Source organism: Aeromicrobium sp. Leaf350, from assembly GCF_916858655.1.
GTDB lineage: Bacteria > Actinomycetota > Actinomycetes > Propionibacteriales > Nocardioidaceae > Aeromicrobium.
This window is the reverse complement of the sequence record NZ_CAKASL010000002.1, coordinates 737,915-763,310: the sequence shown is the minus strand read 5'-3', so window position 1 is coordinate 763,310 and position 25,396 is coordinate 737,915. Positions and strand designations below refer to the sequence as shown.

The window sequence follows — 25,396 nt, the reverse complement described above, 5'->3', positions numbered from 1 at the left end:
GTGCTGATCCACCATCTCGCCCTCCGTGCCGACTGGGCCGACGCCCAGGCCACTGGCGCGTACACGTGGTCGACCCGCGGCGTCACGATCGCCGAGGAGGGGTTCCTCCACGGGTCGCGACCCGACCAGGTCGAGGGCGTGCTGGCCCGGTTCTACGCCGATCTCGATCCGGCCGAGCTCGTGCTGCTCGACATCGACACCGACCTGCTCGACGTGCCGTGGCGCTTCGACCCGGTCGGCGACGACGAGTACCCGCACGTCTACGGACCCGTGCCGGTCGCCGCGGTCGTCGCCGCCCGCGACGTGCCGTCCTACAGCGACAAGTAGGTCTTGATCGCCGTGCGCTCGTCCATCGAGCGGTAGCCGTCGGCGACCTGGTCGAGCGGCAGCGTCTGGTCGAAGACCTTTCCGGGCTCGATCGCCCCGGACAGGACGTCCGGCAGCAGCTCGTCGAGGTAGGCCCGCACGGGTGCGACGCCGCCGCGCAGGCCCGTGTTCAGGTAGAACATGACGGGCACGTTGAGCTCGACGTCGTGCGGCATGCCGACGTAGCCGACCGTGCCGCCGGGGCGGACCGCTCGGAAGGCCTGCTTCATCGAGTCGGTGGTGCCGACGCACTCCAGCACCGCGTCGGCGCCGATGCCGCCGAGGATCTCCTTGACGGCCTCCGCGCCCTCCTTGCCGCGCGTCTCGACGATGTGGTCGCCGCCGAAGCTGCGGGCGACCTCCTGGCGCGGCGCGTGACGGGACATCGCGATCACGGTGGACGCACCGAGACGCTTCGCGGCGAGCACGGCGGACAGGCCGACCGCACCGTCGCCGACGACCGCGACGGTGCTGCCCGCGGTGACTCCGGCCGAGATGGCGGCGTGGTGGCCCGTCGGGAAGACGTCGGACAGGGTCAGCAGGTGGGGGAGGAGGGCCTCGTCGACCGGGCCGGGGACCGTCACGAGCGTGCCGTCGGCCCAGGGCACACGGACGAGCTCGGCCTGGCAGCCCGCGTAGCCGCCGCCGTTGACGCAGGAGGTCTGGACGCCCGCGGCGCAGTGCGCGCAGGTGTTGTCGCTGTAGAGGAACGGCGCGATGACGAAGTCGCCGACCTGCACGGCGGCGACGGCCGAGCCGACCTTCTCGACGACACCGATGAACTCGTGGCCGATCTGGCTGGGCTCCTTGGCGGCGTTGACGCCCCGGTACGGCCACAGGTCCGAGCCGCACACGCAGGCGGCGACGACGCGCACGACGGCGTCGGTGTCGTCCTGCAGGTCCGGGTCGGGGAGCGTGTCGAGACGGATGTCGCCGGGGGCGTGAAGAACGGTGGCTCGCATGGGGCCATTCTGCCCGTCGGGACCCGACCGCGCGCGTGTGACAGGATCGGAACATGACCTCCAAGCCTGAAGTCGATTTCATCCCCGGCCCCCCGCCCACCGAGCTGACCGTCACCGACCTCACCGTCGGTGAGGGCGCCGAGGCCGTTCCCGGCGGCGTCGTCGACGTGCACTACGTCGGTGTCGAGTTCGAGACCGGCGAGCAGTTCGACGCGTCCTGGGACCGCGGCCAGTCGGCACGCTTCCCACTCCCGAACCTGATCGCCGCCTGGCAGCAGGGCATCCCCGGCATGAAGGTCGGCGGCCGCCGCCAGATCGTCGCGCCCCCGGAGCTCGCCTACGGCCCCGCCGGCGGCGGACACCGCCTGTCGGGCAAGACCCTGGTCTTCGTCATCGACCTCCTCGACGTCGCCTGACCCACCCAGATGTGACGACTTTGGGCCCGTTCTGCACGTGAGAACGGGCCCAAGGTCCACAATTCGGGAGAGCGCGCCCGCTGTCCACAGGTGACACCTTGGCGCTCCCGTGACTCCGCTGCCGGCGCGACGCTCGAGGGATGGATCCCTCCCGCCCCTTCACCGTCGCGCAGGCCGCTGAGCTCGGCCTGACCCGCAAGCAGCTCAGGTCTCGACGGTTCCGACGTCTGCTCCGCGGTGTATACATCTCGGCCGATGTGGAGCCCACCTTCGCGCTGTGGATCCAGGCCGCACTGCTGGTGCTGCCCGGCGACGCGGTCGTCAGCCACACCTCGGCCATGAGGCTCTACGGCTTCGAGGGCAGGAGGCGCGGCATCCTCGAGTTCTCCACGAACACGTCGGCCCACACGTCGCTCCCCGAGATCGTCCTGCACCGGCGTCGCTGGCAGCTGCATCCACGTGAGGTCGACGGGTTCTGGACCACAGGCCCGGATCGGACCTTCGTCGATGTCGCTGCTCGCACCGCGTTGCCCGAGCTGGTTGCCTTCGGGGACCACTTGGTGCACGCCGGGCACACGACGACTGATGATCTCCGCTGGTACGCGGACTCACGTCACCTGGACGGTGTTCGCAAAGCCCGGCGCGTGGCACCCCTGGTCCGCAAGGGCGCGGAATCCCCGCCGGAGTCGACCCTCCGCGTGATGCTCCGGTTCGGACGCCTTCCGGAGCCTGAGGTGAACGGTGTCGTGCTCGACGAGGACGGCGGATTCCTCGCACGGGGCGACCTCGTGTATCGCCGGTGGAAGGTCATCGTCGAGTACGACGGACGCCACCACCTGACCGACCTGCGGACGTGGGTCCACGACCTGCGTCGGCGCGAGCTCCTCGAGGCGGCCGGGTGGACGGTCATCGTGATCACGGCTTCCGACCTCAGGACGCCGGCAACGGTGCCGTCGCGTGTCTATGCCGCCCTGGTCGCCCACGGCTACCGGGGCCCGTCACCCGTCATGAGCTCGCAGTGGCTGCGCTGGTTCTCCCGGTGACCTGCACGATATGACCAGTTTGGGCCCCCTTTTGACCAAGGAACGGGCCCAAACTCGACAAATCTGGGCGGGTCAGGGGGTGGGGAGGGTGTCCAGCTGCTTGCGCATCCGCTGGAGGCTGATGGGGTGCGCCGTGCCGAGCTTCTGGGCGGTCAGGCTGATGCGCAGCTCTTCCAGGGACCACCTGACCCGCTGCACGTCTGGCGACAGCTTCTGCCACTCGGTCAGCGACGCGGTGCGACGGTGGAACTCGGCCTCCAGGTCCTGCGCCTCGAGCAGGGGATCGGGAGTGCCGGCGATCTGGAGGCGCGCCGCGGCCGCCTGCAGGTAGACCGGCAGCCGGTGGATCCGCTCGACCCCGAGATCGCGGATGAAGCCGCGGTACACGAGCCAGGACAGCTGCACCGCCACGTCCTGCCCCGCCTCGTCGGAGCCGGGCCGCACCTCCCCGAGCCGTTCGTAGGAGCGGATCACGTGGGTCAGCACGCGCTGGGTGACGTCGAAGACCTCCGGCTTGACCGCCGCCGTGAGCGCCTCGAACGCCGCCTCGTCCGCCACCGGACCCCCGTGCGTCACGACCAGGTGGTCGATCGCCGCGAGCCAGCACGCCTCGATGACCTCGGCCGCGTCACGGTAGGGCCCGGTCTGCAGCGTCAGCTTCGCGCGGACGTCGAGCGTGCGCCCGATCGCCGGGACCACCGACGGCAGGTCGAACGACACGAGTCGCGCCTGTCCACGGATGCCCGCAGCCCGTTGCTCGGCCGCGTTGTGCAGGACCTTCAGCCCGACGCTCGCGCCCTCGTCGACGACCGCCGGGTACCCGGTCTGACGCCCGGCCGTGACCTCGACCGGCACCGTGCCGAACACCCAGGACCGCTCGCCGGTGCGCTCGATGCCACCCGTGGCGTCCTGCAGCTGCTCGCGCAGACGCGGACGCAGCCGTTCGCGCAGCTCGTCGAGGTCGTTCCCGCGAGCGACCTCCCCGGTGCCGTCCAGGACGCGGAACTTCACGCGGAGGTGGTCGGGCAGGCCGGAGAGGTCGAAGTCGTCGGCGGTGACGGCCGCCCCACCGCGAGCCGTCAACGCCCTCGCCAGCTCGGTGGTCACCGAGCCCCGCGACGGATCCAGCTGGGCGTAGACCTCGCCGGCGACCTGCGGGGCGGGCACGAAGCCGCGGCGCAGCTGCTTCGGCATCGACCGGATCAGCGCCTCCACGAGCTCGCGCCGGTGCCCCTCGACCTGCCAGCCGAAGGCGTCCGCGTCGAGCGACGGAAGCTGCTCGAGCGTCACGTCGACCGTGACGCCGTCGTCGACCGTGCCGGGCTCGAACGTGTACGTCAGGCTCATGGGGGCGCCGTCGGAGAACCACTCCGTGGGGAACTCCTCCGCGCCGGGGGCGTCCTGCCGGACGAGGTCGGCCGTGCTGAGGTCGAGCAGGTCCGCCCGATCGCGTCGTGCCTTCTTCCACCAGCCGTCGAAGTGGCGCGTCGAGACCACGTCGGCCGGCACGCGTTCGTCGTAGAAGCCGTAGAGGGTCTCGTCGTCGACCCGCAGGTCGCGGCGCCGCACGCGTGACTCCAGCGCATCGACGTCCTCCAGCAGCTGCTGGTTGTGGCGCCAGAAAGCGTGATTGGTGCGCCACTCGCCCTGCACGAGCGCGTGTCGGATGAAGAGCTCCCGCGCGAGCGGTGCGTCGAACCGGCCGAGCGGCACGAGGCGGTCGGCCACGACGGGCAGGCCGTAGAGGAGCACCCGCTCCCGCGCCATCGCCGCACCGCGCTTGGTCGACCAGTGCGGCTCGGCGTACTGGCGCTTCACGAGGTGCTCGGCGGCCTCCTCGATCCACTCGGGCTGGATGCGTGCCGCGGTGCGCGCCCAGAGCCGGGTGGTCTCGACCAGCTCGGCCGCCATGACCCACGCCGGCGGCTTCTTCGCGAGCCCGGAGCCGGGGAACACCATGAAGCGCGCCCCGCGCGCCCCGGCGAACTCGCGTCCGTCCGCCTCGCGCAGGCCGATGTGCGAGAGCAGCCCCGTGAGGAGCGCGCGGTGCACCGTGTCGGGATCGCTCGACGGCTCGCCCGCCTTCATCCCCAGGTCCTTGACGGTCCGTCGCAGCTGCGTGTGGACGTCCTGCCACTCCCGGATGCGCAGGTAGTGCAGGTACTCGCTCTTGCACATGGCCCGGAACTTCGAGTGCGACATCTCGTCGCGCTGCTCCCGCAGGTAGGTCCAGAGCGAGAGCCACGACAGGAAGTCGGAATCGGGCTGACGGAAGCGCGCGTGCTTCTCGTCAGCGGCCTGCTGCTTCTCGAGCGGGCGCTCACGCGGGTCCTGGATCGACATCGCGGCGACGATCACCAGCACGTCGGCCAGGCAGCCGAGCCGGTCGGCCGCGACGATCATGCGAGCCATGCGCGGGTCGACCGGCAGACGCGACATGGTGCGGCCGAGCCGGGTCAGGCGCAGGCTGCCGTCCTTCGCGTCGACGACCGCGTTCAGCTCGCGCAGCAGGTTCACGCCATCGCTGATGGAGCGCGAGTCCGGCGGGTCGAGGAAGCCGAACTCCTGGATGGGACCCAGGTCCAGGGCCGCCATCTGCACGATGACCGAGGCGAGGTTCGTGCGCTGGATCTCCGGGTCGGTGAACTCCGGGCGGCCCTCGAAGTCGTCCTCGGCGTAGAGGCGGATGCAGATGCCGTCGGCCACCCGTCCGCACCGACCCGCGCGCTGGGCGGCGCTGGCCTGCGAGATCGGCTCGATCGGCAGCCGCTGCACCTTCAACCGCTGGCTGTATCGCGAGATCCGGGCCAGGCCGGGGTCGATCACGTACCGGATGCCGGGCACGGTCAGGGACGTCTCGGCCACGTTGGTCGACAGGACGATGCGCCGACCCGGGTGTGAGGCGAAGATCTTCTGCTGGTCCTGCGCCGAGAGACGTCCGAACAGCGGGAGGATCTCGGTGTTGCGGTACTTCTTCCCGCTCAGGTGCTCGTCGACGTCGCGGATGTCGCGCTCGCCCGGCAGGAACACCAGGATGTCGCCGTCGCGCGGCAGCTCCTCCACCGCGGACGAGATGCCGTCGAGCAGGTCGCCCGCGTCGGGGTCGCTCAGCGGCCGGTACCGCATCTCGACCGGGTACGTGCGACCGCTGACCTCGATCACGGGAGCGTCGAACAGCGCCGCGAATCGGTCGACGTCGATCGTCGCCGACGTGATGACGACCTTCAGGTCGGGGCGGCGGGGGAGCAGCTGCCGCAGGTAGCCCAGCAGGAAGTCGATCGACAGGGACCGTTCGTGCGCCTCGTCGACGATGATGGTGTCGTAGCGCCGCAGCTCACGGTCGTGGTGGATCTCCTGCAGCAGCAGGCCGTCGGTCACCAGGCGGATCTTCGTGTCGGAGGAGCTGCGGTCGTCGAAGCGCACGGCGTAGCCGACCTCGGTGCCGAGCTCGACGTCGCACTCGTCCGCGATGCGCTTGGCCACCGAGCGCGCGGCGATCCGTCGCGGCTGCGTGTGGGCGATGCGTTCCCGGCCGACGCCGAGGGCGATCTTCGGGAGCTGGGTCGTCTTGCCGGAACCCGTCTCGCCGGCCACGACCACCACCTGGTGGGACGCCATCGCGTCGGCGATCTCGTCGCGCCGGGCCGAGATCGGCAGCGCGTCGTCGAACTCGATCCTCATCGCGGACAGTCTGTCACCGCAGGCCCAGGGCCTCGCCGAGGGTCAGGTACCCGACGAACGCGACGACGTCGAGCAGCGTGTGGGCGATGACGAGCGGCAGCACACGGCCCGTGCGCTGGAACCACCAGCCGAACACCAGGCCCATCACGACGTTGCCGAGCGCCTGGCCGAACCCCTGGTAGAGGTGGTAGCTGCCGCGGAGGAGGGCGCTCGTGACGATGATCGGCCAGGGGCCCCAGCCGAGGTCGCGCAGACGGGTGAAGAGGTAGCCGACGACCACCACCTCCTCGAGGAGGCCGTTCTGCAGGGCAGCGACCACCAGGATCACCGCCGTCCACCAGTAGACGGTGTCAGGCGCGACGACGATCTCGGCCGTGACGCCGAGCGCCCGGCCTGCGAAGTACAGGCCGAGGCCGGGGACGCCGATCACGAGGGCGAGGAGCGCACCGACCGCGGTGTCCCGGCCGGGGGATCGCCGGTCGAAGCCGATCGAGCGGCCCGCGAGCAGGTAGAGGGCCAGCGCCACCGGCACGAGGGCGAACACGATCGAGAGCACCTGCAGGGTCAGGTCGAGCCACTGCTGGTCGGCGCGCGAGGCGTTCAGGCTGGCGGTGGACTCACGCAGGCCGCCGTTCGTGAGCTTCACGACGAGGCTCAGGACCGCGTAGACGGCGGACTGGCCGAGGGACAGGCCCAGGACGATCCAGATCTCGGCGGTGACCCGGCGCCGGTCCTGCGGGGGCGCCGTGCTCACAGGTCGTCGGTGCCGAACGTGTCGCAGGAGTCGATCGTGCCGGACTCGTAGCCCGCGAGGAACCAGCGCTGGCGCTGCTCGCTCGAGCCGTGGGTCCAGGTGTCGGGGTTCACCGTGCCGCCGCCGAGCTCCTCCTGGATGTGGTCGTCGCCGACGGCCTCGGCAGCCGACAGGGCCGAGTCGATGTCGTCGCGGGTCAGTGGCTCGATCAGGGTGACGCCGTCGGCGTCTTCCGTCGTGGACGCGTGGTGCGCCCAGACGCCCGCGAGGCAGTCGGCCCGGAGCTCGATCCGCACGCCGGCGCTGGTCGGGCCGGTGGAGCGGTCCTGCTGCCCGGCCTGGAGGTCGCCGAGGATGTTCTCGACGTGGTGCCCGTACTCGTGCGCCACGACGTACATCTGCGCGAGGTTGCCGCCGTCGGCGCCGAAGCGGCTCGTGAGCTCGTCGAAGAACGTGGCGTCGATGTACACCTGCTCGTCGGCCGGGCAGTAGAACGGACCCACCGCCGCCGTGGCCGACCCGCACGCGGTCTGCGTGGAGCCGGAGAAGATCACCGTCTTCGCCTCGCGGTACGCCTCACCCGTGCCATCCAGCAGGGCATCGCCCCAGTAGTCCTGGACGCTGTTGACCGTGCCGACGATGCGGCAGACGTCCGAACGGTTGGCGTCGGCTCCGGTCTGGCACTCCGAGACGTCGACGCTGCTGCCGGAGCCGCCCTGGAGCACCTGCGACGGGTCGAACGGCAGGGAGCCGGAGCCGCCACTGCCGCCGAGGAAGAGGTAGACCAGCAGGAGCACGACGCTGCCGATGCCGCCGCCCGCGATCGCGCCGCCCTTGCCGCCCAGCACCTGGCTGGTGTCGAGGCGCGCCTTGTCGTTGAAGCTCACGGCTCGGAGTCTACGCAGCGACGAGCCGAACAGCGGGTCCGTCGATACGCTGCGGGAATGCCCGCCGAGACGACGACGTCGTTCGCCATGCCCGCCGAGCTCTCGGCCAAGGATGCCGAACGCCGTCGATCGCTGCGTCGCATGCGGGTCGTCGCGACGTCGCTGCTCGTGGTGGCCGCGATCATCTTCGTGCTGACCCGTGACGGCGAGGGCTGGCTCGGCTACGTCAACGCGACGGCCGAGGCGGCCATGGTGGGGGCGATCGCCGACTGGTTCGCGGTCACGGCGCTCTTCCGGCACCCGCTCGGGCTGCCGATCCCGCACACGGCGATCATCCCGCGGCGCAAGGAGTCGCTGGGGGAGAGCCTCCAGGACTTCGTGGTCGACAACTTCCTCCAACCAGGGGTGGTGCGGGAGCGCGTCCTCGCGGTGGGGGTCGCGGACCGCGCCGGCCAGTGGCTGCAGGAGCCGGGCCACGCCGAGCGCCTCGTGCGCGCCGGTTCGCGCATTGCCGCCCACGGGCTCGACCGCATCAGCGACGAGGACGTCGAGTCGCTCGTGCGCGACGTCATGGTGCCGAAGCTGAGCGCCGAGCCGATGGGGCCCGCGATCGGACAGATGATCACCGAGATCGTCAAGGACGGTGCCCACACGGGCCTCGTCGACCTCGTGGCCGAGGAGCTGCACCGCTGGCTGCTGAGCAACGAGGCCGAGGTCGCACAGATCGTGGAGCAGCGGGCACCGTGGTGGACCCCGCAGTGGGTCGACGACCGCGTGGCGTCGCGGCTGCACCTGGAGGCGGTCCGGTGGGTCGCCGAGATCCGCGACGACCCGCAGCACCGTGCGCGTGCGGCGTTCGACCACTGGCTGGGCCAGCTCGCGCACGACCTGCAGTTCGACGAAGCCACCCGCGAGCGCGCCGACCGCCTCAAGGAGCGCGTGCTCCACCAGCCGCAGGTCGTGCTCACGGCGGTGTCGCTCTGGACCTCCCTCAAGGGCGTCCTGAGCGAGGCGCTGACCGAGGACGGCCTCCTGCGGCGGCGTGCGGTCGAGGAGGTCGAGAACCTCGGTCGGCGGCTGCGCGAGGACGACCGGCTCGCGGCCCGCGTCGACGACCTGGCGGCCGACGTCGCCTCGTACACCGTCGAGCGCCACGGGCACGAGCTCGCGACCGTCATCTCGGCCACGGTGTCGCGCTGGGACGGCGTCGAGACCGCCCAGCGCATCGAGCTGCACGTCGGCCGCGACCTGCAGTTCATCCGCATCAACGGCACGGTGGTCGGCGGCCTCGCGGGGCTCGTCATCCACACGCTCGCTCACCTCTGACCGTCAGGAGACCCCATGACGACCCCCCGATTCACGCTGGTGCGGTTCCGCGAGGGCTACGACGCCGACGAGGTCGACGCCTTCGTCGCCACGGTCGAGGCCGAGATCGGCCGTGCGCGGCCCGACCCGGCGCTGGCCGACCGGATCCGCTCCGCCCGCTTCAAGCCGCGTCGTCTGCGACCGTCCTACGACATGGGCGAGGTCGACCAGTTCCTCGACGGACTGCAGCGCCGAGCGGCCGAGGGTCGATGACCCGGACCCGATTCGGAAGCCCGACGGTCGTTTGCTAAGATCGCACGCGCTGCCGAAGCCGGTCAGGCGGGAGCAGCGAGTCACACGTCCGGGTGGCGGAATGGTAGACGCGCTAGCTTGAGGTGCTAGTGCCCTTAATGGGGCGTGGGGGTTCAAGTCCCCCCTCGGACACAGCGAAACCCCGCAGATTCTTCGGAGTCTGCGGGGTTTTTCCGATCTAGGCGCTGCGGAAGACCGAGACGGCCCAGTCGCTCTCGCCGGTGAACGGGTCGAGGTTCCAGGTGCCAAAGCGGTGCTCGAGGTGCCAGCCCACGTCGGACGCGTCCTGGTCGAGCGCCTCGACGGTATAGGCCCGGTCGGTGTGGAAGCCGAACACGACCCGGCCGCGGGGGGCGATCACGGTCGCCATCGCTGCCAGGATGGCTCGCTCCGTGCCGGGCTCGACGTACGTCATGACGTTGCCGGTGCACACGATCACGTCGAACGGCCCGCCCACGTGTGGGGTCAGGTCGACCAGGTCCAGGACCCGCAGGTCCGTGCCCGGGTGCTGCTCGCGCCCGGCCTCGACCAGGATCGGGTCCGCGTCGACGCCGATCACCCGGTGGCCACGCACGGACAGGGCGTGGGTGATCCGTCCTGCGCCGCAGCCCGCGTCCAGGACGGTGCTGCCAGGCGTCGCCATCGCATCGATCAGTCGGGCCTCGCCGTCGACGTCCTTGCCGTCGGAGGCGATGTCGATGAAGCGGCGCGCATAGGCGTGGCGTTGCCGTTCGGTTCGTTCCGCGAACCACCGCGTCGGGCGCGGCTCGTCCAGGACCTCGATCTCGACGACCTGGACCTCGGTGTCGTCGGGCATGTCCGGGTAGTAGCCGGCGCGCAGCTCCTGGGCGAACGCCGCCATGTCGGTACCGATCGGCTGACGCGCGTCCGCGGCCGAGAGCGTGGGGAGCGGATGAGTCTCGACTCCCAGCACCCGGCCGGTGAGGGTCGGCGCCGTCGGGCCGTCCCCGAACACGAACGTGGCCGGGCCCACCGCGACCTGCTCCTGCCAGCGGACGGTCGTGACCTTCTCACCGGACATCACGGCAGCGTGGTGCCTCACGTGGAAGCGGATGACCTGGGTCGGGCGAGAAGACATGCGTCAAGTCTCCCGCGCCAGCGCCCACCGGCCCTAGGGTGTGCGCATGACGGGATGGCGGTTTCTGGCACGGATCGCAGCCGGCGTGCTGCTGGTCGCCGTGGTGTGGACGGGGTTCACCACCCTCGGGGAGGCGGGAGGCCGTGACTGCGGGAACGCCTTCGCCCCGGACTACTCGGCTGCGCCCGACGCCGGGAGCCTCGACGTCACCGACGACTCGTTCGACGAGATGGGCTTCGCGCAGGACTGCCGAGACGACGTCGCGACGCGGCGGTTCGTCGTGCTGGTCCTGGCGATCGCCGGGACCGGCATGCTCGCGATCGGGGTGTCGAGCCAGGAGCGACTCGGGGACGACGCCGCGTCCGCCTAGCTCGCGGCCGCCCTCAGGGTCGCGGCGATCACGGCCGGCGTCTCGGCCGGGTCGATCACGTCGTCGATCTCGAAGACGCGCGCGACGTTGAGAGCCTTGGCGTGCTGGCGCAGGTCGGCGGTGTGCTTTGCGACGGCCTCCTCGCGCTCGTCCTCGGGCATCTCCGCCAGCTCGTGGGCCATCGCGAGGCGCACCGCGCCCTCGAGGCCCATGGCGCCCAGGTGGGCCCCGGGCCAGGCGACGGTCAGGTGCGGCCGGTGCGTGCTGCCGCCGAGCATCGCCTGGGCCCCGAGGCCGTAGCCGCGACGCAGCACGACTCCCACGAGCGGGACCGTGAGGCGTGCGCCCGCCGTGACCATGCGCGATGCCTCGCGCACGAGGCCGGTGCGCTCCGCCTCCGGGCCGACCATGAAGCCCGGGGTGTCGACGAGCGAGACGACCGGGAGCCGCCAGCGCTCGCAGAGGTCGAGGAAGTCGGCGGCCTTCGTCGACGCTCCCGTGGTGAGGGCCCCGGCGAGTTGGGTCGACTGGTTGGCGACGATCCCGACCGGGAGCCCGTCGATGCGCGCGAACGCGGTGACGAGCTCGGGAGCGAACGCCTCCCGCAGCCACAGCACGGACTCAGGGTCGGCCAGCGCCTCGACGACCGGACGGACGTCGAATCCCTCGCGGTCGTTGTCGGGCAGGGCCGTCCGCAGGGCGTCGGCATCTGCAGGGGCTGAACGGCCGGCGGGCCCTGCCAGCAGCGACAGCACGTGGCGGACGACTCCCACGGCGTGCTCCTCGTCGTCCACCAGGACGTCGAGGACGCCGTTCGGTGCCTGGTCGGCCACCGGACCGATCTCCTCGGGTGCGAACTCGCCCAGCCCTCCGCCGGCGATCATGGCGGGCCCGGCCATGCCGAGGTTCGCGTCCGGGGTGGCGATGCGGAGGTCAGCGCACCCGGCGATGACCGCGTTGCCCGCGAAGCATCGGCCGGACACGACCGCGATGCGCGGCACGACCCCCTGCAGCTCGCCCCAGAGGGCGAACGACCCGACGTCCAGCGCCGAGACGAGCGGGATGTCCGTGTCGCCGGGCCGGCCGCCACCACCCTCGGTGAAGAAGACGGTCGGCAGGCGCATCCGTCCGGCGAGCTCGATCAGGCGGTCCGACTTGCGGTGGCCGCGCATGCCCTGGGTGCCGGCCATGACGAGGTAGTCGTAGGACAGCACGGCGCACGGACGGCCGTCGATCGTGGCCGTGCCGCCGATGATGCCGTCGGCAGGAGCCTCGACGACGAGATCGGCGAGGTCGCGCCGGTACTCCTGGGCAGGCGTGACGAACCGCCCGTACTCCACGAGCGACCCGGCATCGACGAGGTCGGCGATGTTCTCGCGCGCGGTGCGGCGTCCCTTGGCGTGCCAGCGCTCGACCTTCTCGGGTCGAGCAGCGTCCGTGGTCAGGAACCGGCGCGCGAGGACCTCGGGCAGGCCCTCGGCGGGCACGTCGTCGTCGAGCATGGCGCCATCATGGCGCACCGGTCAGTCGTACGGGACGACCCGCGCGTCGACGTCGGCCTGGATCGTGGCACCGACGCAGTCCGGGTGCGGCTCGTCGCGACCCGTGTAGATGACGTCGACGTCCAGCTCGCCGCGCTGCTCGATGCGCTTGCCGACCAGGTGGTTCTCGAGCTTCGCCACGACGCCGGCGCGGCTCGCGCCTGTGCACTCGGCGCCGCCGCCGGTGATGCGCAGCGACTTGATCTCGATCGAGGAGATCTCGACGGCCTCGCGCTCGCGGTTCTCGACCGTGTACACGACCGTGACCTCGTCGCCCTCCGGCACCTCGACCGGCGGAGCCTTCTCGACCATCATCTCCGTGCCCTCGGCGCTGTCGCTGCTGCCGCTGTCGCCGAAGAGACCGGGTGCGAAGACCTGCTGCAGCACGAAGGCGACGACCGCGACCGCGATCACCACCCAGCTGATCGGCTTCTTCAACCAGTCACCCAGGTTGGGCGTGTTCGGTGTGTTGCTCTCGGTCATGGATCCCCCGTCCAACGGCCAGTGTCGCGACCAGTCTGTCGCATCCGGTCAGTCGAGCAACGAGAGCATCACGGCGGTGATCACGAAGGCCGCGACCAGGACCCCGGCGGCGAGCGTGGGACCGAGCGTCCCCGGGGGCCTCGGGTCCTGTGCCTCGAGCCGACGGTGAGCGTGCCGGTATCGCTGCGTGCCGTAGACGATCGCCGCCACGCCGGTCAGCATCAGCGGGAGGCCGGACAGGATGCTCCCGACGGAGATCGCGTCCGGATCCGCGAACCGCATGACGACCAGGCCGACGACGAGCACTGCCGCCCCGGTGCGCAGCCACGCCAGATGGGTGCGCTCGTTGGCCAGGTGGTCGCGCCAGGTGTCGTCCTGCATCAGCTGATCGGCGAGCCCAGGTCGTAGTACGGGCGCCAGGACGCGGGAAGCGCCTCGATCGGCGGCACCTGCCCGCCGCCCAAGCGCACCAGAGCCGCGAAGCTCGTGACGTGGCGCAGCACGCGGCCGTCGCCCTGGTAGACCGAGGGATCACCGGCGAACTGCACGAAGCTGCCGGAGGCCAGGATCGGCGCGCCGGTCCCGACCCGAGCGACGGTCTCGCCGCTCCACGAGAGCAGGGTGAGCGCGCGGTTGCCGTTGAGCTGCACCAGCTGGGCGTAGGACCTGACGTGGTGGAGCACCCCCTGGTCCACGACGTAGACCTCCCCGCGTCCGGGCGTTTGCACGAACAACGGTGCCGCGACACTTCCGGAGCGCGGGAAGAACTGGCACGCGTCGGCCGCCAGGGCGAGCGGCGTGAGCCCGCCGGTGCCTCCGGTCACGGTCGCGAGTCGGCCGCCGGAGACGGCGTACGTCGTGCCGTGACAGGTCAGGGTGGGGGCCAGGCTGCCGGGGACCTGCCCGTTGCTGGCCAGCGCTCCTGCCGCGAGAACCTCGTACCCCGTGGCACCGGCGTCGTAGGCCAGACCGAACGACGGCACGTGCAGGAGCCGGAGCTCGTCGACCGCGAGGTAGACCGCGTTCTGGTCCGAGGAGCGGACGAGGGTCATGGGAGCGAGCAGGGACGACGTAACGGGGACCGACCCGGCGGTCCCGGCCGGCAGCGCGACCACGTACGACTGTCCGCGACGGCTGAGCGCCTGTTGCAGGGCCGACCAGGACACGACGTGGTGCCGCTCGCCGGGCGTGACCAGGAAGACCCGTCCGTCACCCTCCGCGACGTGGAAGTCGCCGACGGCGGCGCCCGCGGTGAACGCATCGACCTGCGGGCCGCCAAGCGCCGGGAGCACGGACGCGTCGACGGCGAGGTTCGTGGCGGCCGCGGCTGACATCTGGTGGCGGCTGCCGTCCTTCTGCAGCACCCACACGGTGCCGTTGCGGGCGTCCTTCACGACGCGCGTCGCGACCTGCCCGAGCGGCACCGCGTTGAGGGTGGCCGCAGCGACCGGTCGGACCCCTCCGAGCCGCGACTGCAAGGCCTCGTACTCGGCGAAGGAGGCGATCCAGTGGCGGGACGTGCCGGTCGCCAGCCAGATCTCGGCCTGACCCGGGGCCTGCACGAGGCCCGGGTCGAGCGTCACGGACGGGGGACCGCCGGTGCCGGTGCAGGTCACCGTGACGGTGTACGCGCCCAGGCTGGCGTAGTCGGAGTAGACGCCCGCGCGTCCGACGCCGTCGATGCGGATCCAGCGCGCACCGGAGGTGGAGGCGACGTCGAGCGAGGCGTCCAGGCCCGTCGCCACGGGGGGGAAGGCGTTCGTCTGCCCGGACGTCGGGTTGGCGCTGGTGAGCGTCGTGCCGTTGGACGCGAGCAGCTCGAGACCGATGTCGAGGTTGCCGCCCGACCAGGTCGAGCGGGCCTCGACCACGAGCCGGCCCTCGCACGACCCGATCGCATAGGTGTCGGCATCCGCCCGGGTCGAGATGAATCCCTGCACCGTCGGGCCCGTGAGGCCCGGGGCGTTCGTCACGCTGCCGGGAGCCTCGTCGGCGCGGGGCGACAGCCCGAACGACGCGAAGGTCGTGATGTCGTCGCTCGCCTGGTTGGTCGAGCGCGTGGCACCCGTGTAGCTGTGGTCGGTCCACTGCGTCACGGCGCGCCCGTACGGGGCTCCCATGATCGGGCCCCAGTTGTCGTGGCCGCCGTAGTAGGCCGAGGAGGTCGCTCCCGCGTGCCCCAGACCGAAGGTGTGTCCCACCTCGTGGCTGATGACCAGGGCCATCGACGCCGGCGTGCGGCTGTTGACGTTCCCCTTGATCCACGCGGGGTGGTAGCGCTCGGTGGTCTGGTTCGCGGTGCCGACGAAGGCGATGCCCGCGCAGCCGCTGCCACACTCGGCCGGGAACTGGGGACTGTTCGTGACCAGGGCCCGGGTGCCGTACGCCTGGTCGCTCTGGCTGCTCCGCACGAGTGCGGCCGTGCCCGGGTCCTGCGTCGTCACGTCGACGTCGAAGGCGGCGTAGTCCTCGGCGACGTGCTGCCAGACCTCCTGGACGAACCGGCGCTCCTCGTCGTTGAACGTGGCGTAGTCGCCGTCGAGCGAGTAGCCGATGTGGAACTGCGCCGGGACGCCGAACTGCGTGTTCCACTGCGTGCCGCTGACCGTGTGGCCGTCGAAGTCCAGGTAGATGGTGCGGGACGATCCGGCCTTGCTGTGCAGCGTGAAGGTCTGGTCGAGCGGCGCGACGGGTGCGAGCGCCACGGCGGGCTCCGTGGCGGTGGCTGCGGCCTCGTCGTGAGCCTCGTGCCCCTCGGACTCCTCGGCGTAGAAGAGCGTGCCGTCGGGAGTGACGCCCAGGGTCGGGTCGTCGAACGCCGCCGTCATGTCCTCGACCGAGAGGCCTCGGGCGGCCGCGAGGTCGGCGATGTCGTCGCCCAGGCGCTCCACGGCCTCGGCCCCGCGCACCGGCTCCGTCAGGTCCAGCGCGAGCGGATCCGCGGGTGCGGGCGCGGGCGAGCCGGGGTCCGGCGCCGTGACGAGCCCGGTCTCCGGCGTGGTGCTGTCCCAGGTCTCCGAGCGTGCAGTGGCGTCGTCGTCGTCCGTCAGGTCGGCGCTCACGGGGGCGACGACGAGGGCCGCCAGGACGACCACGGCGAGGACGCCACCACTGCGTCGAGCGTTCATCGGCCTGCTCCTCCAGCTGCGCGGGGCGGACGTGCCGCCGGCGGTGACCCGATGCGACCCGACCACGACAGAGCCGTGCCACCCTCGGGCCGTGCCACGATGCTGAACTCGCCGTCGTGCTTCCGCGCGCGCATCTCGAGGTTCGACAGGCCGCTGCGGCGCGACATGGGGCCGGGGCCGACGCCGTCGTCGGTGACCGACACCGAGATGCTGCCCTCGCTGACCGCGACCTCGATGTCGATCGAGCGGGCCTCGGCGTGCCGGACCGCGTTGGTGAGCGCCTCGCTGATGACGGCCTCGACGTCGTGCGAGAGCTCGTCGTCGGTCAGCAGGTCGATCGGACCGGCGAAGACGATCGTGGGGCGCCGCGCCAGGTGCTCACCGAGCCGCTCGACGATCGAGACGATGCGCGACCGCGGGGTCGAGCCCGAGCGTTCCGAGTCGTGGTTCAGCGCGAAGATGCTCTGTCGGATCTGGGTGATGGCGCCGTCGATCTCGTGCACGAGGTCCGACAGCCGACCGCCGGCGGGACCGTCGACCTGGGACGCGGTGGCCTGGAGGCTGAGACCGGTGGCGAAGAGCCGCTGGATCACGTGGTCGTGCAGGTCGCGAGCGATGCGGTTGCGGTCCTCGAGCATGACCACGCGCTGGCGGGTGCGCCGCACCTCGGCACGGTCCATGATCACGCCCAGGTGGCTGGTGAAGGACTGCACGACCTGCACGTCGCGGTCGCCGAACACCGCTCCGGCCTCGAGGTTCGCCACGCACAGGACGGTGCGCTGACCGGTCGACTTCGCGAACGGGACCACGACGAGGTTGGCAAGCGTCGGCTCCTCGGCCTCCGCGTTGTCCAGGACGAGCCGGACCCGGTTCAGGACGACGGCGTCGCCGTCCAGGCACGGGGCGAAGCTCTTGTCGACGGCCCTGATGCGGGCGTGGGCCAGGGCCGGGGTGTGGTCGCCGACCTCTTCTTCCACGACGAGCTCGTCAGCGACCGGGTCGATCGTGCAGACCACGGCCATCTCGGCCTCCAGGACGCCCCGCACGCGCTTGAGCAGCTGAGGGATGTGCTCGCCCTCGTCGTCCATCATGACGCCACGCGCCGCCTCGGCCAGCTCACGCGACCAGCGCTCGCGCCGGACCGACTCGTCGAACTGGCGAGCGTTCTCGATCGCGATGCCGGCCGTGGCGGCGAGCGCCTCGGCCAGCTCGACGTCGTCGGGCGAGAAGGTGCCGCTGCGACTGTTGGCGAGGTAGAGGTTGCCGTAGATCTCGTCGCGCACGCGGATCTGGGCCCCGAGGAAGCTCTCCATCGGCGGGTGTCCCGCAGGGAAGCCGACCGAGCGGGGGTCGTCGCCCAGGGCGGTCAGGCTGACCGGTCTGGCCGCGTCGATGATCGCGCCCAGCAGTCCCTTGCCCTCGGGCTGGCGCCCGATCGCCGCCTCGGTCTCGGCGTCGATGCCCGAGTGGATGAACTTCTCGATGCGGCGGTCGTCGCCGAGGACTCCCATCCCGGCGAACTCGGCGTCGATCAGCTCGGTCGCCATCTCCACGATGCGTCGCAGCACGGAGTCGAGGTCGAGGTCGCTCGTGATGGCGTGGTTGACCCGGATCAGGTCGCGCAGGCGTGACTGGGAGACCATCATCTCCTCGGCGCGCGAGACCATCTGCGCCAGCAGGGTCTCGAACTCCAGACGTGGACCCTTCACGTCCCAGATGTCATCCACGACGTCATGCTAGGTCGATCCGGGATCAGTCGCGGGTCATACGGGGAGCAGGCGGGAGATGAATCGCTCGAGCTGCGAGATCGTGCGGCACTCGTGCATCTCCACGACCTCGGCGTACTCCGGCGCGACCGAGTCGCCGAGGCCCCACGAGCCGGAGTGCTCGGGGTTGAGCCAGAAGCACCGCTTGGAGCGCTGGGCGATCTCGTGCAGCGCCTCGAGCCGCAGGGCCTGGTTGTTGTTGCGGGCGTCACCGAGGACCAGCACGGAGGTGCGGGGACCCACGGCGTCGAGGTGGTCGGCCACGAAGTCCAGGAACGACTCGCCGTAGTCGCTGCTGGTGTGCCACTTGGTGATGCGCGCCTCCTCGGAGATGCGCCGGCGGACCTCGCCGCCCTCGCGGACGATGTCGGTGACCTCGTCGACGGTGTTCACGAAGGCGAACACGCGGACCTTGCTGAACTGCTCCCGCAGGGCCTGGACCAGCAGCATCGTGAAGCCGGAGAACCCGGCGACCGAGCCGGAGACGTCGCACAGCAGCACGAGCTCGGGGCGGGTGCGGTGCGGGGGAGCGTGGACGGGGCGCATCGGCACCCCGCCGGTACCCATGGCGCGGCGCATCGTCCGCCGGATGTCGATGCGGCCTCGGCGCGAGCGACGACGGCGGGCGGAGAGCCGGGTGGCCAGCTTGCGGGCCAGCGGCTGGACGGCCTGGCGCAGCTCCTCGAGCTGCTGCGCGTTGGCCGAGAGGAAGTCGATCTGCCCGGAGGTCTTGCGCACGGCGTGCTGGGTGACGAGCTCGCGGCCTCGGACCTCCGCGGTGCGTCGACGGGCCTCGGCCTCGACCATCGTGCGGAACAGGTCGATCATGCGGCGTACCTCGTCGCGGGTGAGCGAGTCGGCGACGTCACCCCCCATCAGCCCGGCCGAGGAGCCGCCGGTGCCGGACCCGCCGCCCTGACCGCCGCCCTGGCCCGCCCCTTGTCCGTTGCCGCGCTGCTCGCTGCGCATGGCCTCCGCGGCCGCGGTCAGCGTGCGCGGGTTGAGGCGGTCGAGCGTCTGGTAGGCCGACCATCCGCCGGCGCTGCTCCCAGCCGTGGCGACGTTGCCGAGGGTCTCCACGGCCAGCTCCGCGAGCTGCTGCATCATCCGCGTGTCACCCTCGGCGATCGCCATCAGCAGCAGGTCGCGCAGGTCCTCGACCGACTCCGCGTCGATCTCGGTCGCCGAGGCACCGAGACCCACGCCGGCGGGGAAGTAGAGGTCGAAGGTCATGTCGAAGACGTCCCGCTGCCCGCCACGACGGACGAGCGCGCTCGCGAGGCCCTCGCGGAGCCGCCGACGGTCCTCGAAGCCCAGGGCTGCCATGACCGCCGCGGCGTCGACCGTCTCGCTCGTCCCCGCGGGGATGCCCTTGCCCCGCAGGGCGTCGACGAACTCGACCAGGCGCTGGGCCAGGTCCTGCGGGGCCTGGTCGGTGGTCATACCAGGATCGACGGGAGGTCGAGCTTCGTGCGCGCCTTCGCGATGTCGTCGGTGTGCTTGAGGATGACGCCGAGGCTGTCGCTGACGACCTGGGCGTCGAGCGACGTGGCGCCCAGGGCGACGAGGGTGCGTGCCCAGTCGATGGTCTCGGCGATCGACGGCGCCTTGCGCAGGCCCAGGTTGCGCAGGGCCTCCACGACCCGCACGAGCGAGGTCGCGAGCACCTCGTCCAGCTCGGGCACCTTGAGCCGCACGATCCGCTGCTCGAGCTCGGTCTCGGGGAAGTCGACGTACAGGAACAGGCAGCGACGACGCAGCGCCTCGGAGAGCTCGCGGGTCGCGTTCGACGTCAGGACGACGAACGGGCGCTGCACCGCCGTGATCGTGCCGAGCTCCGGCACCGTGACCTGGAAGTCGCCGAGCACCTCGAGCAGCAGGCCCTCGATCTCGACGTCGGCCTTGTCGGTCTCGTCGATCAGCAGGACCGTGGGTCCCTCGTTGCGGATGGCGCGCAGGAGCGGCCGGGGGAGGAGGAACTCCTCGCTGAAGATGTCGGAGCGCGCCTCGTCCCACGACTCCTCGCGGCCGGCGGTGATGCGCAGCAGCTGCTTCGCGTGGTTCCACTCGTACAGGGCCCGGGCCTCGTCGACGCCCTCGTAGCACTGCAGGCGGATCAGCTCCGAGCCCGTCGCTGCCGCCACGGCGCGCGAGAGCTCGGTCTTGCCGACGCCGGCCGGGCCCTCGACGAGCAGGGGCTTGCCGAGCTGGTCAGCCAGGAACACGGTCGTGGCGACGGCCTCGGAGGCGAGGTAGCCGACCTCGGCCAGACGGGTCACGACGTCGTCGACGCTGGCGAACGCGGGCGCGACCGGGGTGTCGAGGCCGGACGGTGGGGTGCTCATGAGGTCCTTTCCGCGCGGCGCACATCGCTGCCGCTGCCTACCATCGTGCCGTGGACGGAATCGAGATCGTGCGTGAGGTGCCCCTGTCGCCCGCCGAGGCGTGGGCGCGGGTGACCGACTGGCCGCGTCATGCGCGTGCGGTGCCCTTGACCCGCATCACCCGGACCGCCGACGGGTTCGTCGCCCGGACGGGGGTCGGCCGGCTGGGCTTTGACGACCCGATGCGCGTCGTCGAGTCCGATCCGCCGTGGCGCTGCCGCCTCGTCAAGGAGGGCAAGGTCGTGACCGGCTGGGCCGAGATCGTGGTCGAGGAGATCCCCTCCGGCAGCCGCGTCACGTGGCGCGAGCTGGCTCACGTGCGCGGCGTTCCCCGGGTGTTCGCGGGCCTCGAGCGGCGATCGGCCGAGGTGCTCTTCTCACGCGTCCTGGACGAGGTCCTGGGCTGAGCGTTCCCGCCAGGTCGTGCGTACGATCGACGTATGTCCGCGTCTGCCGAGTCCGAGGTCCTGGAGATCTGCCGCGACCTGATCCGCATCGACACGTCCAACTTCGGTGACGACTCCGGGCCGGGCGAGCGCAAGGCCGCCGAGCACGTCGCGGCGCTGCTCGACGAGGTCGGCATCGAGTCCGAGATCATCGAGTCCACCGCCGGCCGGGCGAGTGTCGTCGCCCGCTGGGGCAACCAGGACTCCCCGCGTCCCGGTCTGCTGATCCACGGCCACCTCGACGTCGTGCCGGCGCAGGCCGCGGACTGGCAGGTCGACCCCTTCGCAGCCGAGGTCGTCGACGGCTACCTGTTCGGCCGGGGAGCGGTCGACATGAAGGACTTCGACGCGATCACGCTGGCCGTCGTGCGCGACCGCCAGCGCAGCGGTCGCATCCCCGACCGACCGATCACCCTCATCTTCACCGCCGACGAGGAGGCCGGAGGCGTGCTCGGCGCCCAGTGGCTGGCGCGGCACCGCCCCGACGTCCTGGAGGGCTGCACCGAGGCGATCGGCGAGGTCGGCGGGTTCTCGACCGAGATCGGTGGTCAGCGCCTGTACCTGATCGAGACCGGCGAGAAGGGCATCTCCTGGATGCGTCTGACGGCCAAGGGCACCGCCGGGCACGGCTCGATGAAGGCTCCCGACAACGCCCTCGTCCACCTCTCCCGCGCCCTGGTCGCGCTGGGCGAGCACGAGTGGCCCGCCGAGCCCGGACCCTCGATGCAGGCCCTGTTCGCCAAGGTCCGCGAGCTGACGGGGGAGACGAGCACCGATCCCGACGAGATCCTCGCCCACTTCGGGCCGGCGGTGCGCATGCTCGGGGCCGGGGTGCGCAACTCGACCAACCCGACCATGCTCGAGGCCGGCTACAAGCACAACGTCATCCCCGGGGAGGCGGTCGCCTACGTCGACGGCCGCTACCTGCCGGGGCACGCCGACACCTTCCTGCCGGCCGTGCAGGACGTCGTCGGCAGCAAGGTGCTCGTCGAGCCGCACATCACCGACATCGCGCTGGAGTACCCGCTCGAGGGCGACCTGGTCGACGCCATGACGGTGGCCCTGCACAAGAACGACACCGGCGCGCACATCGCGCCGTTCGTGATGTCGGGCGGCACCGACGCGAAGGCGTGGAGCCTCGCCGGCATCACGTCCTACGGCTTCGCGCCCCTGCGCCTGCCGGCCGACCTCGACTTCACGGCGCTGTTCCACGGTGTCGACGAGCGGGTGCCGGTCGACGCGCTGGAGTTCGGCTGCCGCGTGCTCGACGACTTCCTCGACATCGCCTGACGCCGACTCACACGTACGTCGGTCGCATCCGGATGATCTTGCGGCGCAGGCGCACCGTGCGTTGACCCGTGCGGTCCTTGTGCAGCCGGTGGAGCTCCCAGCCCTGGTACTCGGCCGCCTGGGTCAGCATGTGGCACACCGCCGAGCGCGACTTGGTGCGCGAGATCGTCAGGTCCCAGAACTCGTACTCGACCATGGTGTCCTCCTTCAGACCTGGCTCGCCGACACGTCGTCGAGCGCCAGGATGATCTCGGGTGGAAGGGCGACCGACTCGGCCGCGAGCAGCTCGGTGAGCTGAGCGGTCGTGCGGGCACCGACGACCGCCGACGCGACGGTCGGACGGTCGCGGACCCAGGCCAGCGCGACCTGGGCCGGCGTGTGTCCGAGCCCCTCGGCGGCGCGGGCGACGGCCTCGACGACCGCGCTCGGGCCGGGCTGCAGGTACTCGGTGAGCCAGCGTCCCCAGCCGTCGTCGGCACCGCGGGAGTCGGCGGGCGTGCCGCGCCGGTACTTCCCGGTCAGGACCCCGCGACCGAGCGGCGACCACGCCAGGAGACCCAGCCCCAGGTGGTCGAGGGCGTCGACCAGGCCGGTCTCGGGGGAGCGGCGCAGCAGGGAGTACTCGACCTGGGTGCTGACGAGCCGGTGTGCGGACGGGCGGCCGGCGAGACGTTCGTGCGCGAGCGCCGTCTGCCAGGCCGAGAAGTTCGAGAGCCCGACGTAGCGCGCCCGCCCGGAGTCGACCGCGTGCTCGAGGGCCGCGAGGGTCTCGTCGAGCGGGGTCGAGTCGTCCCAGCGGTGCACCTGCCACAGGTCGAGGTGGTCGGTGCCCAGGTCGCGCAGGGACTGGTCGAGCTGGGCCAGCACCGTGCCGCGGGAGGCGTCGACGACGGCGCCGTCGGTGCCGGGACCGAGGCCGCACTTCCCGGCGAGCAGCACGCGGTCGCGGACGCCGCGGTCGGCCAGCGCCGCCCCGAGGACCTGCTCGCCCTTGCCGTCGCCGTACACGGGAGCGGTGTCGATCAGGGTGCCGCCCGCGTCCAGGAAGCCGTCGAGGAGCTCGGTCGCCGTGTACTGGTCGACCTGTGAGCCCCACGTCATCGTGCCGAGCGCCAGACGGGAGACCCGGAGGCCCGAGTGGCCGACCCGACGCTGCTGCATGCGCACAGGCTAGTCAGCACCTGGTAGCAGGGCCGGTAGGCTCGCGGACGTGGATTTCCTCCAGTCGCTCGTGCTCGGTCTGTTGCAGGGTCTGACGGAGTTCCTTCCGATCTCCAGCAGCGCGCACCTGGCCATCTTCCCCAAGTTCTTCGGTTGGTCCGATCCGGGCGCCGCGTACACCGCCGTCGTGCAGATCGGCACCGAGATCGCGGTGGTCCTGTACTTCTGGCGCGACATCTGGACGATCGGCTCCGGGTGGGTGCGCGGCGTGTTCTCCCGCGAGGCGCGACAGGCCCCGGAGTGGTCGATGGGCTGGTTCGTCATCATCGGGTCGCTGCCGATCGTCGTGATCGGCCTGGTGCTCGAGGACCTCATCGACAGCGAGTTCCGCAACCTCTGGGTCATCGGCACGATGCTGATCGCCCTGGGCATCGTGCTCGGCGTGGCGGAGCGGGTCGGCCGCAACGCCAAGCCGATCGAGGAGCTCACGTGGGGGCACGCGGTGATGCTCGGTCTGGCACAGGCCGCGGCGGTCGTCCCGGGCGTGTCGCGCTCGGGCGCCACGATCAGCATGGGGCTCTTCCTCGGCTACGAGCGGGCGGCGGCGACGCGCTACGCGTTCCTGCTCGCGATCCCGGCGGTCGTGGGTGCCGGTGTCTACAAGCTCAAGGACATCCCCGGCGGCGACAACACGTACGGCTGGGGGCCGACGATCCTCGGCACGGTGGTGGCCTTCGTCGTGGGCATCGCGGTCATCCACTGGCTGCTGCGCTACGTCAGCACGCGCTCGTACGCCCCGTTCGTGGCCTACCGCATCGTCCTCGGCTCGATCGTCCTGATCCTGCTCGGCACCGGCGCGATCACCGCCGACATCGCCATCAGCGGCTAATGACCGCTCGCGAGAGACTTTGTTGGTGGTCACGAGAGACTTTGTTGTCTCCTGTCCACCAACAAGCTCGCTCGCGAGGGGTAACAAAGTCTCTCGCGAGCGGTAGTTAGAGCCAGCCGGACTTCTTGAAGCGGCGGTAGGTGTAGAGGCAGAGACCGCCCATCAGGGCGAGGCACAGCGGGTAGCCGGCCGTCCAGGAGAGCTCCGGCATGTGCTCGAAGTTCATGCCGTAGACGCCGGCGATGGCGGTCGGGATGGCGAAGATCGTGGCGCCGGCGGCGAGCTTGCGCATGTCGGCGTTCTGCTGGACGCTCAGCTGTGCCAGGTGCGCCGTGAGGGCGTTGTCGAGCAGGTGGTCGATCGTGTCGATCGCCTCCGCCGCGCGGCCCAGGTGGTCGGCGATGTCGCGGAAGTACGGACGCGCCTCGGCCGGCTCGGCCGTCTCGGAGAACCGCACGACCGGCTCCTTCAGCGGCACCACGGCGCGGCGGAACTCCAGCGCCTCACGCTTGAGCCGGTAGATCCGGGTCGAGTCGCTCGTCAGCTCGGCGGAGAACACCGACGACTCGACCTCCTCGACGTCGACCTCCAGCTCCGAGGCGACCTGCTCGTAGCGGTCCACGATCGTGTCGACCACGGCGTACAGCGCGGCCGTGGGGCCGTGCGAGAGGGCCTCGTTGCGGCGCTCGGCCCTCCGGCGTCCCTCGACGAGCGACGGCCCGCCGTGGCGCACGGTGAGCAGGTAGTTGGCTCCGAGGAACAGGTTGACCTCGTGCGTCTGGATGTCGTCGTCGCTGTACGAGACCATCCGCATCGACATGATCAGGTGGTCGCGGTACCGCTCGATCTTGGGCCGCTGGTGGGCCTCCAGCGCGTCCTCGACCGCCAGCGGGTGCAGACCCAGGACCTTACCGATGCGGTGCATCTCGTCGACCGTCGGGTTGTTCATGCCGATCCAGAGGAAGTCGTCCTCACCGAGGCCGGCGAGCGCCGCGACCAGGTCGTCGCTGTGCTGGCCGGTGTCCTCCCGGGCCCCGTCGCGGTACACCGCGCAGTCGATGATCACGAGGACATCGTGCCAGCGATCGAACCGGACGGGCGTCGCACCGCCGG

The 25,396-nt window shown here is 71.2% G+C and carries 24 protein-coding genes and 1 tRNA gene; 10 read left to right on the top strand and 15 right to left on the bottom strand.

Features of this window, described 5'->3' with window-relative positions; genetic code table 11:
* On the top strand, positions 1–327 hold the full coding sequence (locus LO931_RS12715; RefSeq protein WP_229054056.1) for a DUF952 domain-containing protein: 327 nt from the start codon (positions 1–3) through the stop codon (positions 325–327).
* On the opposite strand, the gene LO931_RS12710 is transcribed toward LO931_RS12715, so the two are convergent.
* Positions 312–1,328 (bottom strand): zinc-dependent alcohol dehydrogenase family protein, encoded by a 1,017-nt coding sequence (locus LO931_RS12710; RefSeq protein WP_229054054.1) that lies wholly within the window; start codon positions 1,326–1,328, stop codon positions 312–314. The genes LO931_RS12715 and LO931_RS12710 overlap by 16 nt on opposite strands.
* Positions 1,329–1,381: 53 nt before the next feature.
* On the opposite strand from LO931_RS12710, the gene LO931_RS12705 reads away from it, so the two are divergent.
* Both LO931_RS12705 and LO931_RS12700 read left to right on the top strand, forming a co-directional pair.
* On the top strand, positions 1,382–1,744 hold the full coding sequence (locus LO931_RS12705; RefSeq protein ID WP_229054053.1) for an FKBP-type peptidyl-prolyl cis-trans isomerase: 363 nt from the start codon (positions 1,382–1,384) through the stop codon (positions 1,742–1,744).
* A gap of 140 nt (positions 1,745–1,884) precedes the next feature.
* Positions 1,885–2,787, top strand: a complete 903-nt coding sequence (locus tag LO931_RS12700; RefSeq protein ID WP_229054047.1) for a DUF559 domain-containing protein — start codon at positions 1,885–1,887, stop codon at positions 2,785–2,787.
* A 72-nt stretch (positions 2,788–2,859) separates the two neighbouring features.
* Here LO931_RS12700 and hrpA read toward each other — a convergent pair whose 3' ends face one another.
* Genes hrpA through LO931_RS12685 form a run of 3 tightly spaced genes read right to left on the bottom strand, consistent with a single transcriptional unit; the run spans position 2,860 to position 8,109 of the window.
* Positions 2,860–6,468, bottom strand: coding sequence for an ATP-dependent RNA helicase HrpA (hrpA, locus tag LO931_RS12695; RefSeq protein ID WP_229054045.1), 3,609 nt, complete (start codon positions 6,466–6,468; stop codon positions 2,860–2,862).
* Between the two features lie 13 nt (positions 6,469–6,481).
* Complete coding sequence (locus tag LO931_RS12690) at positions 6,482–7,222, bottom strand: CPBP family intramembrane glutamic endopeptidase (protein WP_229054044.1); 741 nt, start codon at positions 7,220–7,222, stop codon at positions 6,482–6,484.
* Positions 7,219–8,109, bottom strand: a complete 891-nt coding sequence (locus LO931_RS12685) for a neutral zinc metallopeptidase (protein ID WP_229054043.1) — start codon at positions 8,107–8,109, stop codon at positions 7,219–7,221. The genes LO931_RS12690 and LO931_RS12685 overlap by 4 nt, the downstream gene beginning before the upstream one ends.
* Before the next feature lie 57 nt (positions 8,110–8,166).
* Here LO931_RS12685 and LO931_RS12680 point away from each other — a divergent pair, with 57 nt between their 5' ends.
* The 3 genes from LO931_RS12680 (at position 8,167) to LO931_RS12665 (ending at position 9,858) form a co-directional block, all read left to right on the top strand.
* Positions 8,167–9,435: a DUF445 domain-containing protein gene (locus LO931_RS12680; protein WP_229054042.1), complete on the top strand. Its 1,269-nt coding sequence runs from the start codon at positions 8,167–8,169 to the stop codon at positions 9,433–9,435.
* Between the two features lie 15 nt (positions 9,436–9,450).
* Positions 9,451–9,687 carry a DivIVA domain-containing protein gene (locus tag LO931_RS17585; protein ID WP_304523512.1) on the top strand — a complete coding sequence of 79 codons (237 nt, stop codon included), beginning with the start codon at positions 9,451–9,453 and terminating at the stop codon, positions 9,685–9,687.
* Between the two features lie 86 nt (positions 9,688–9,773).
* A tRNA-Leu gene (locus LO931_RS12665) sits at positions 9,774–9,858 on the top strand.
* Positions 9,859–9,904: 46 nt separating this feature from the next.
* On the opposite strand, the gene LO931_RS12660 is transcribed toward LO931_RS12665, so the two are convergent.
* Entirely contained in the window at positions 9,905–10,825 is a 921-nt protein-coding gene (locus LO931_RS12660; protein ID WP_229054041.1) for a methyltransferase domain-containing protein, read from the bottom strand.
* Positions 10,826–10,871: 46 nt separating this feature from the next.
* On the opposite strand from LO931_RS12660, the gene LO931_RS12655 reads away from it, so the two are divergent.
* Positions 10,872–11,195, top strand: coding sequence for a hypothetical protein (locus tag LO931_RS12655; RefSeq protein WP_229054040.1), 324 nt, complete (start codon positions 10,872–10,874; stop codon positions 11,193–11,195).
* On the opposite strand, the gene LO931_RS12650 is transcribed toward LO931_RS12655, so the two are convergent.
* From LO931_RS12650 to LO931_RS12620, 7 genes are read right to left on the bottom strand one after another with little or no spacing between them, the layout of a single operon-like run.
* A complete protein-coding gene (locus tag LO931_RS12650; RefSeq protein WP_229054038.1) occupies positions 11,192–12,697 on the bottom strand; it encodes an acyl-CoA carboxylase subunit beta in 1,506 nt (501 codons plus the stop codon). The two genes, LO931_RS12655 and LO931_RS12650, sit on opposite strands and share 4 nt — an antisense overlap.
* 21 nt (positions 12,698–12,718) lie before the next feature.
* Complete coding sequence (locus LO931_RS12645; protein ID WP_229054036.1) at positions 12,719–13,219, bottom strand: hypothetical protein; 501 nt, start codon at positions 13,217–13,219, stop codon at positions 12,719–12,721.
* A gap of 48 nt (positions 13,220–13,267) precedes the next feature.
* Positions 13,268–13,600 (bottom strand): YidH family protein, encoded by a 333-nt coding sequence (locus tag LO931_RS12640; RefSeq protein WP_229054034.1) that lies wholly within the window; start codon positions 13,598–13,600, stop codon positions 13,268–13,270.
* Entirely contained in the window at positions 13,600–16,347 is a 2,748-nt protein-coding gene (locus tag LO931_RS12635) for a zinc-dependent metalloprotease family protein (protein WP_229054033.1), read from the bottom strand. The genes LO931_RS12640 and LO931_RS12635 overlap by 1 nt, the downstream gene beginning before the upstream one ends.
* Entirely contained in the window at positions 16,344–18,074 is a 1,731-nt protein-coding gene (locus LO931_RS12630; RefSeq protein ID WP_229054031.1) for a GAF domain-containing protein, read from the bottom strand. Before LO931_RS12630 ends, LO931_RS12635 begins: the two co-directional genes overlap by 4 nt.
* 36 nt (positions 18,075–18,110) lie before the next feature.
* Complete coding sequence (locus LO931_RS12625) at positions 18,111–19,556, bottom strand: VWA domain-containing protein (protein ID WP_229054029.1); 1,446 nt, start codon at positions 19,554–19,556, stop codon at positions 18,111–18,113.
* Positions 19,553–20,458, bottom strand: coding sequence for a MoxR family ATPase (locus LO931_RS12620; RefSeq protein ID WP_229054028.1), 906 nt, complete (start codon positions 20,456–20,458; stop codon positions 19,553–19,555). The genes LO931_RS12625 and LO931_RS12620 overlap by 4 nt, the downstream gene beginning before the upstream one ends.
* Before the next feature lie 50 nt (positions 20,459–20,508).
* On the opposite strand from LO931_RS12620, the gene LO931_RS12615 reads away from it, so the two are divergent.
* Positions 20,509–20,904, top strand: coding sequence for an SRPBCC family protein (locus LO931_RS12615; RefSeq protein WP_229054026.1), 396 nt, complete (start codon positions 20,509–20,511; stop codon positions 20,902–20,904).
* A gap of 33 nt (positions 20,905–20,937) precedes the next feature.
* Positions 20,938–22,233, top strand: a complete 1,296-nt coding sequence (locus tag LO931_RS12610) for a M20/M25/M40 family metallo-hydrolase (RefSeq protein ID WP_229054024.1) — start codon at positions 20,938–20,940, stop codon at positions 22,231–22,233.
* A 7-nt stretch (positions 22,234–22,240) separates the two neighbouring features.
* On the opposite strand, the gene LO931_RS12605 is transcribed toward LO931_RS12610, so the two are convergent.
* Together LO931_RS12605 and LO931_RS12600 are read right to left on the bottom strand one after the other, a co-directional pair.
* Entirely contained in the window at positions 22,241–22,429 is a 189-nt protein-coding gene (locus LO931_RS12605; protein WP_229054023.1) for a DUF5703 family protein, read from the bottom strand.
* Positions 22,430–22,440: 11 nt separating this feature from the next.
* Positions 22,441–23,394, bottom strand: coding sequence for an aldo/keto reductase (locus LO931_RS12600; protein WP_229054022.1), 954 nt, complete (start codon positions 23,392–23,394; stop codon positions 22,441–22,443).
* A gap of 49 nt (positions 23,395–23,443) precedes the next feature.
* On the opposite strand from LO931_RS12600, the gene LO931_RS12595 reads away from it, so the two are divergent.
* On the top strand, positions 23,444–24,283 hold the full coding sequence (locus LO931_RS12595) for an undecaprenyl-diphosphate phosphatase (protein WP_229054016.1): 840 nt from the start codon (positions 23,444–23,446) through the stop codon (positions 24,281–24,283).
* Positions 24,284–24,389: 106 nt separating this feature from the next.
* On the opposite strand, the gene corA is transcribed toward LO931_RS12595, so the two are convergent.
* Complete coding sequence (corA, locus tag LO931_RS12590) at positions 24,390–25,349, bottom strand: magnesium/cobalt transporter CorA (RefSeq protein WP_229054010.1); 960 nt, start codon at positions 25,347–25,349, stop codon at positions 24,390–24,392.
* Positions 25,350–25,396: the final 47 nt, after the last annotated feature.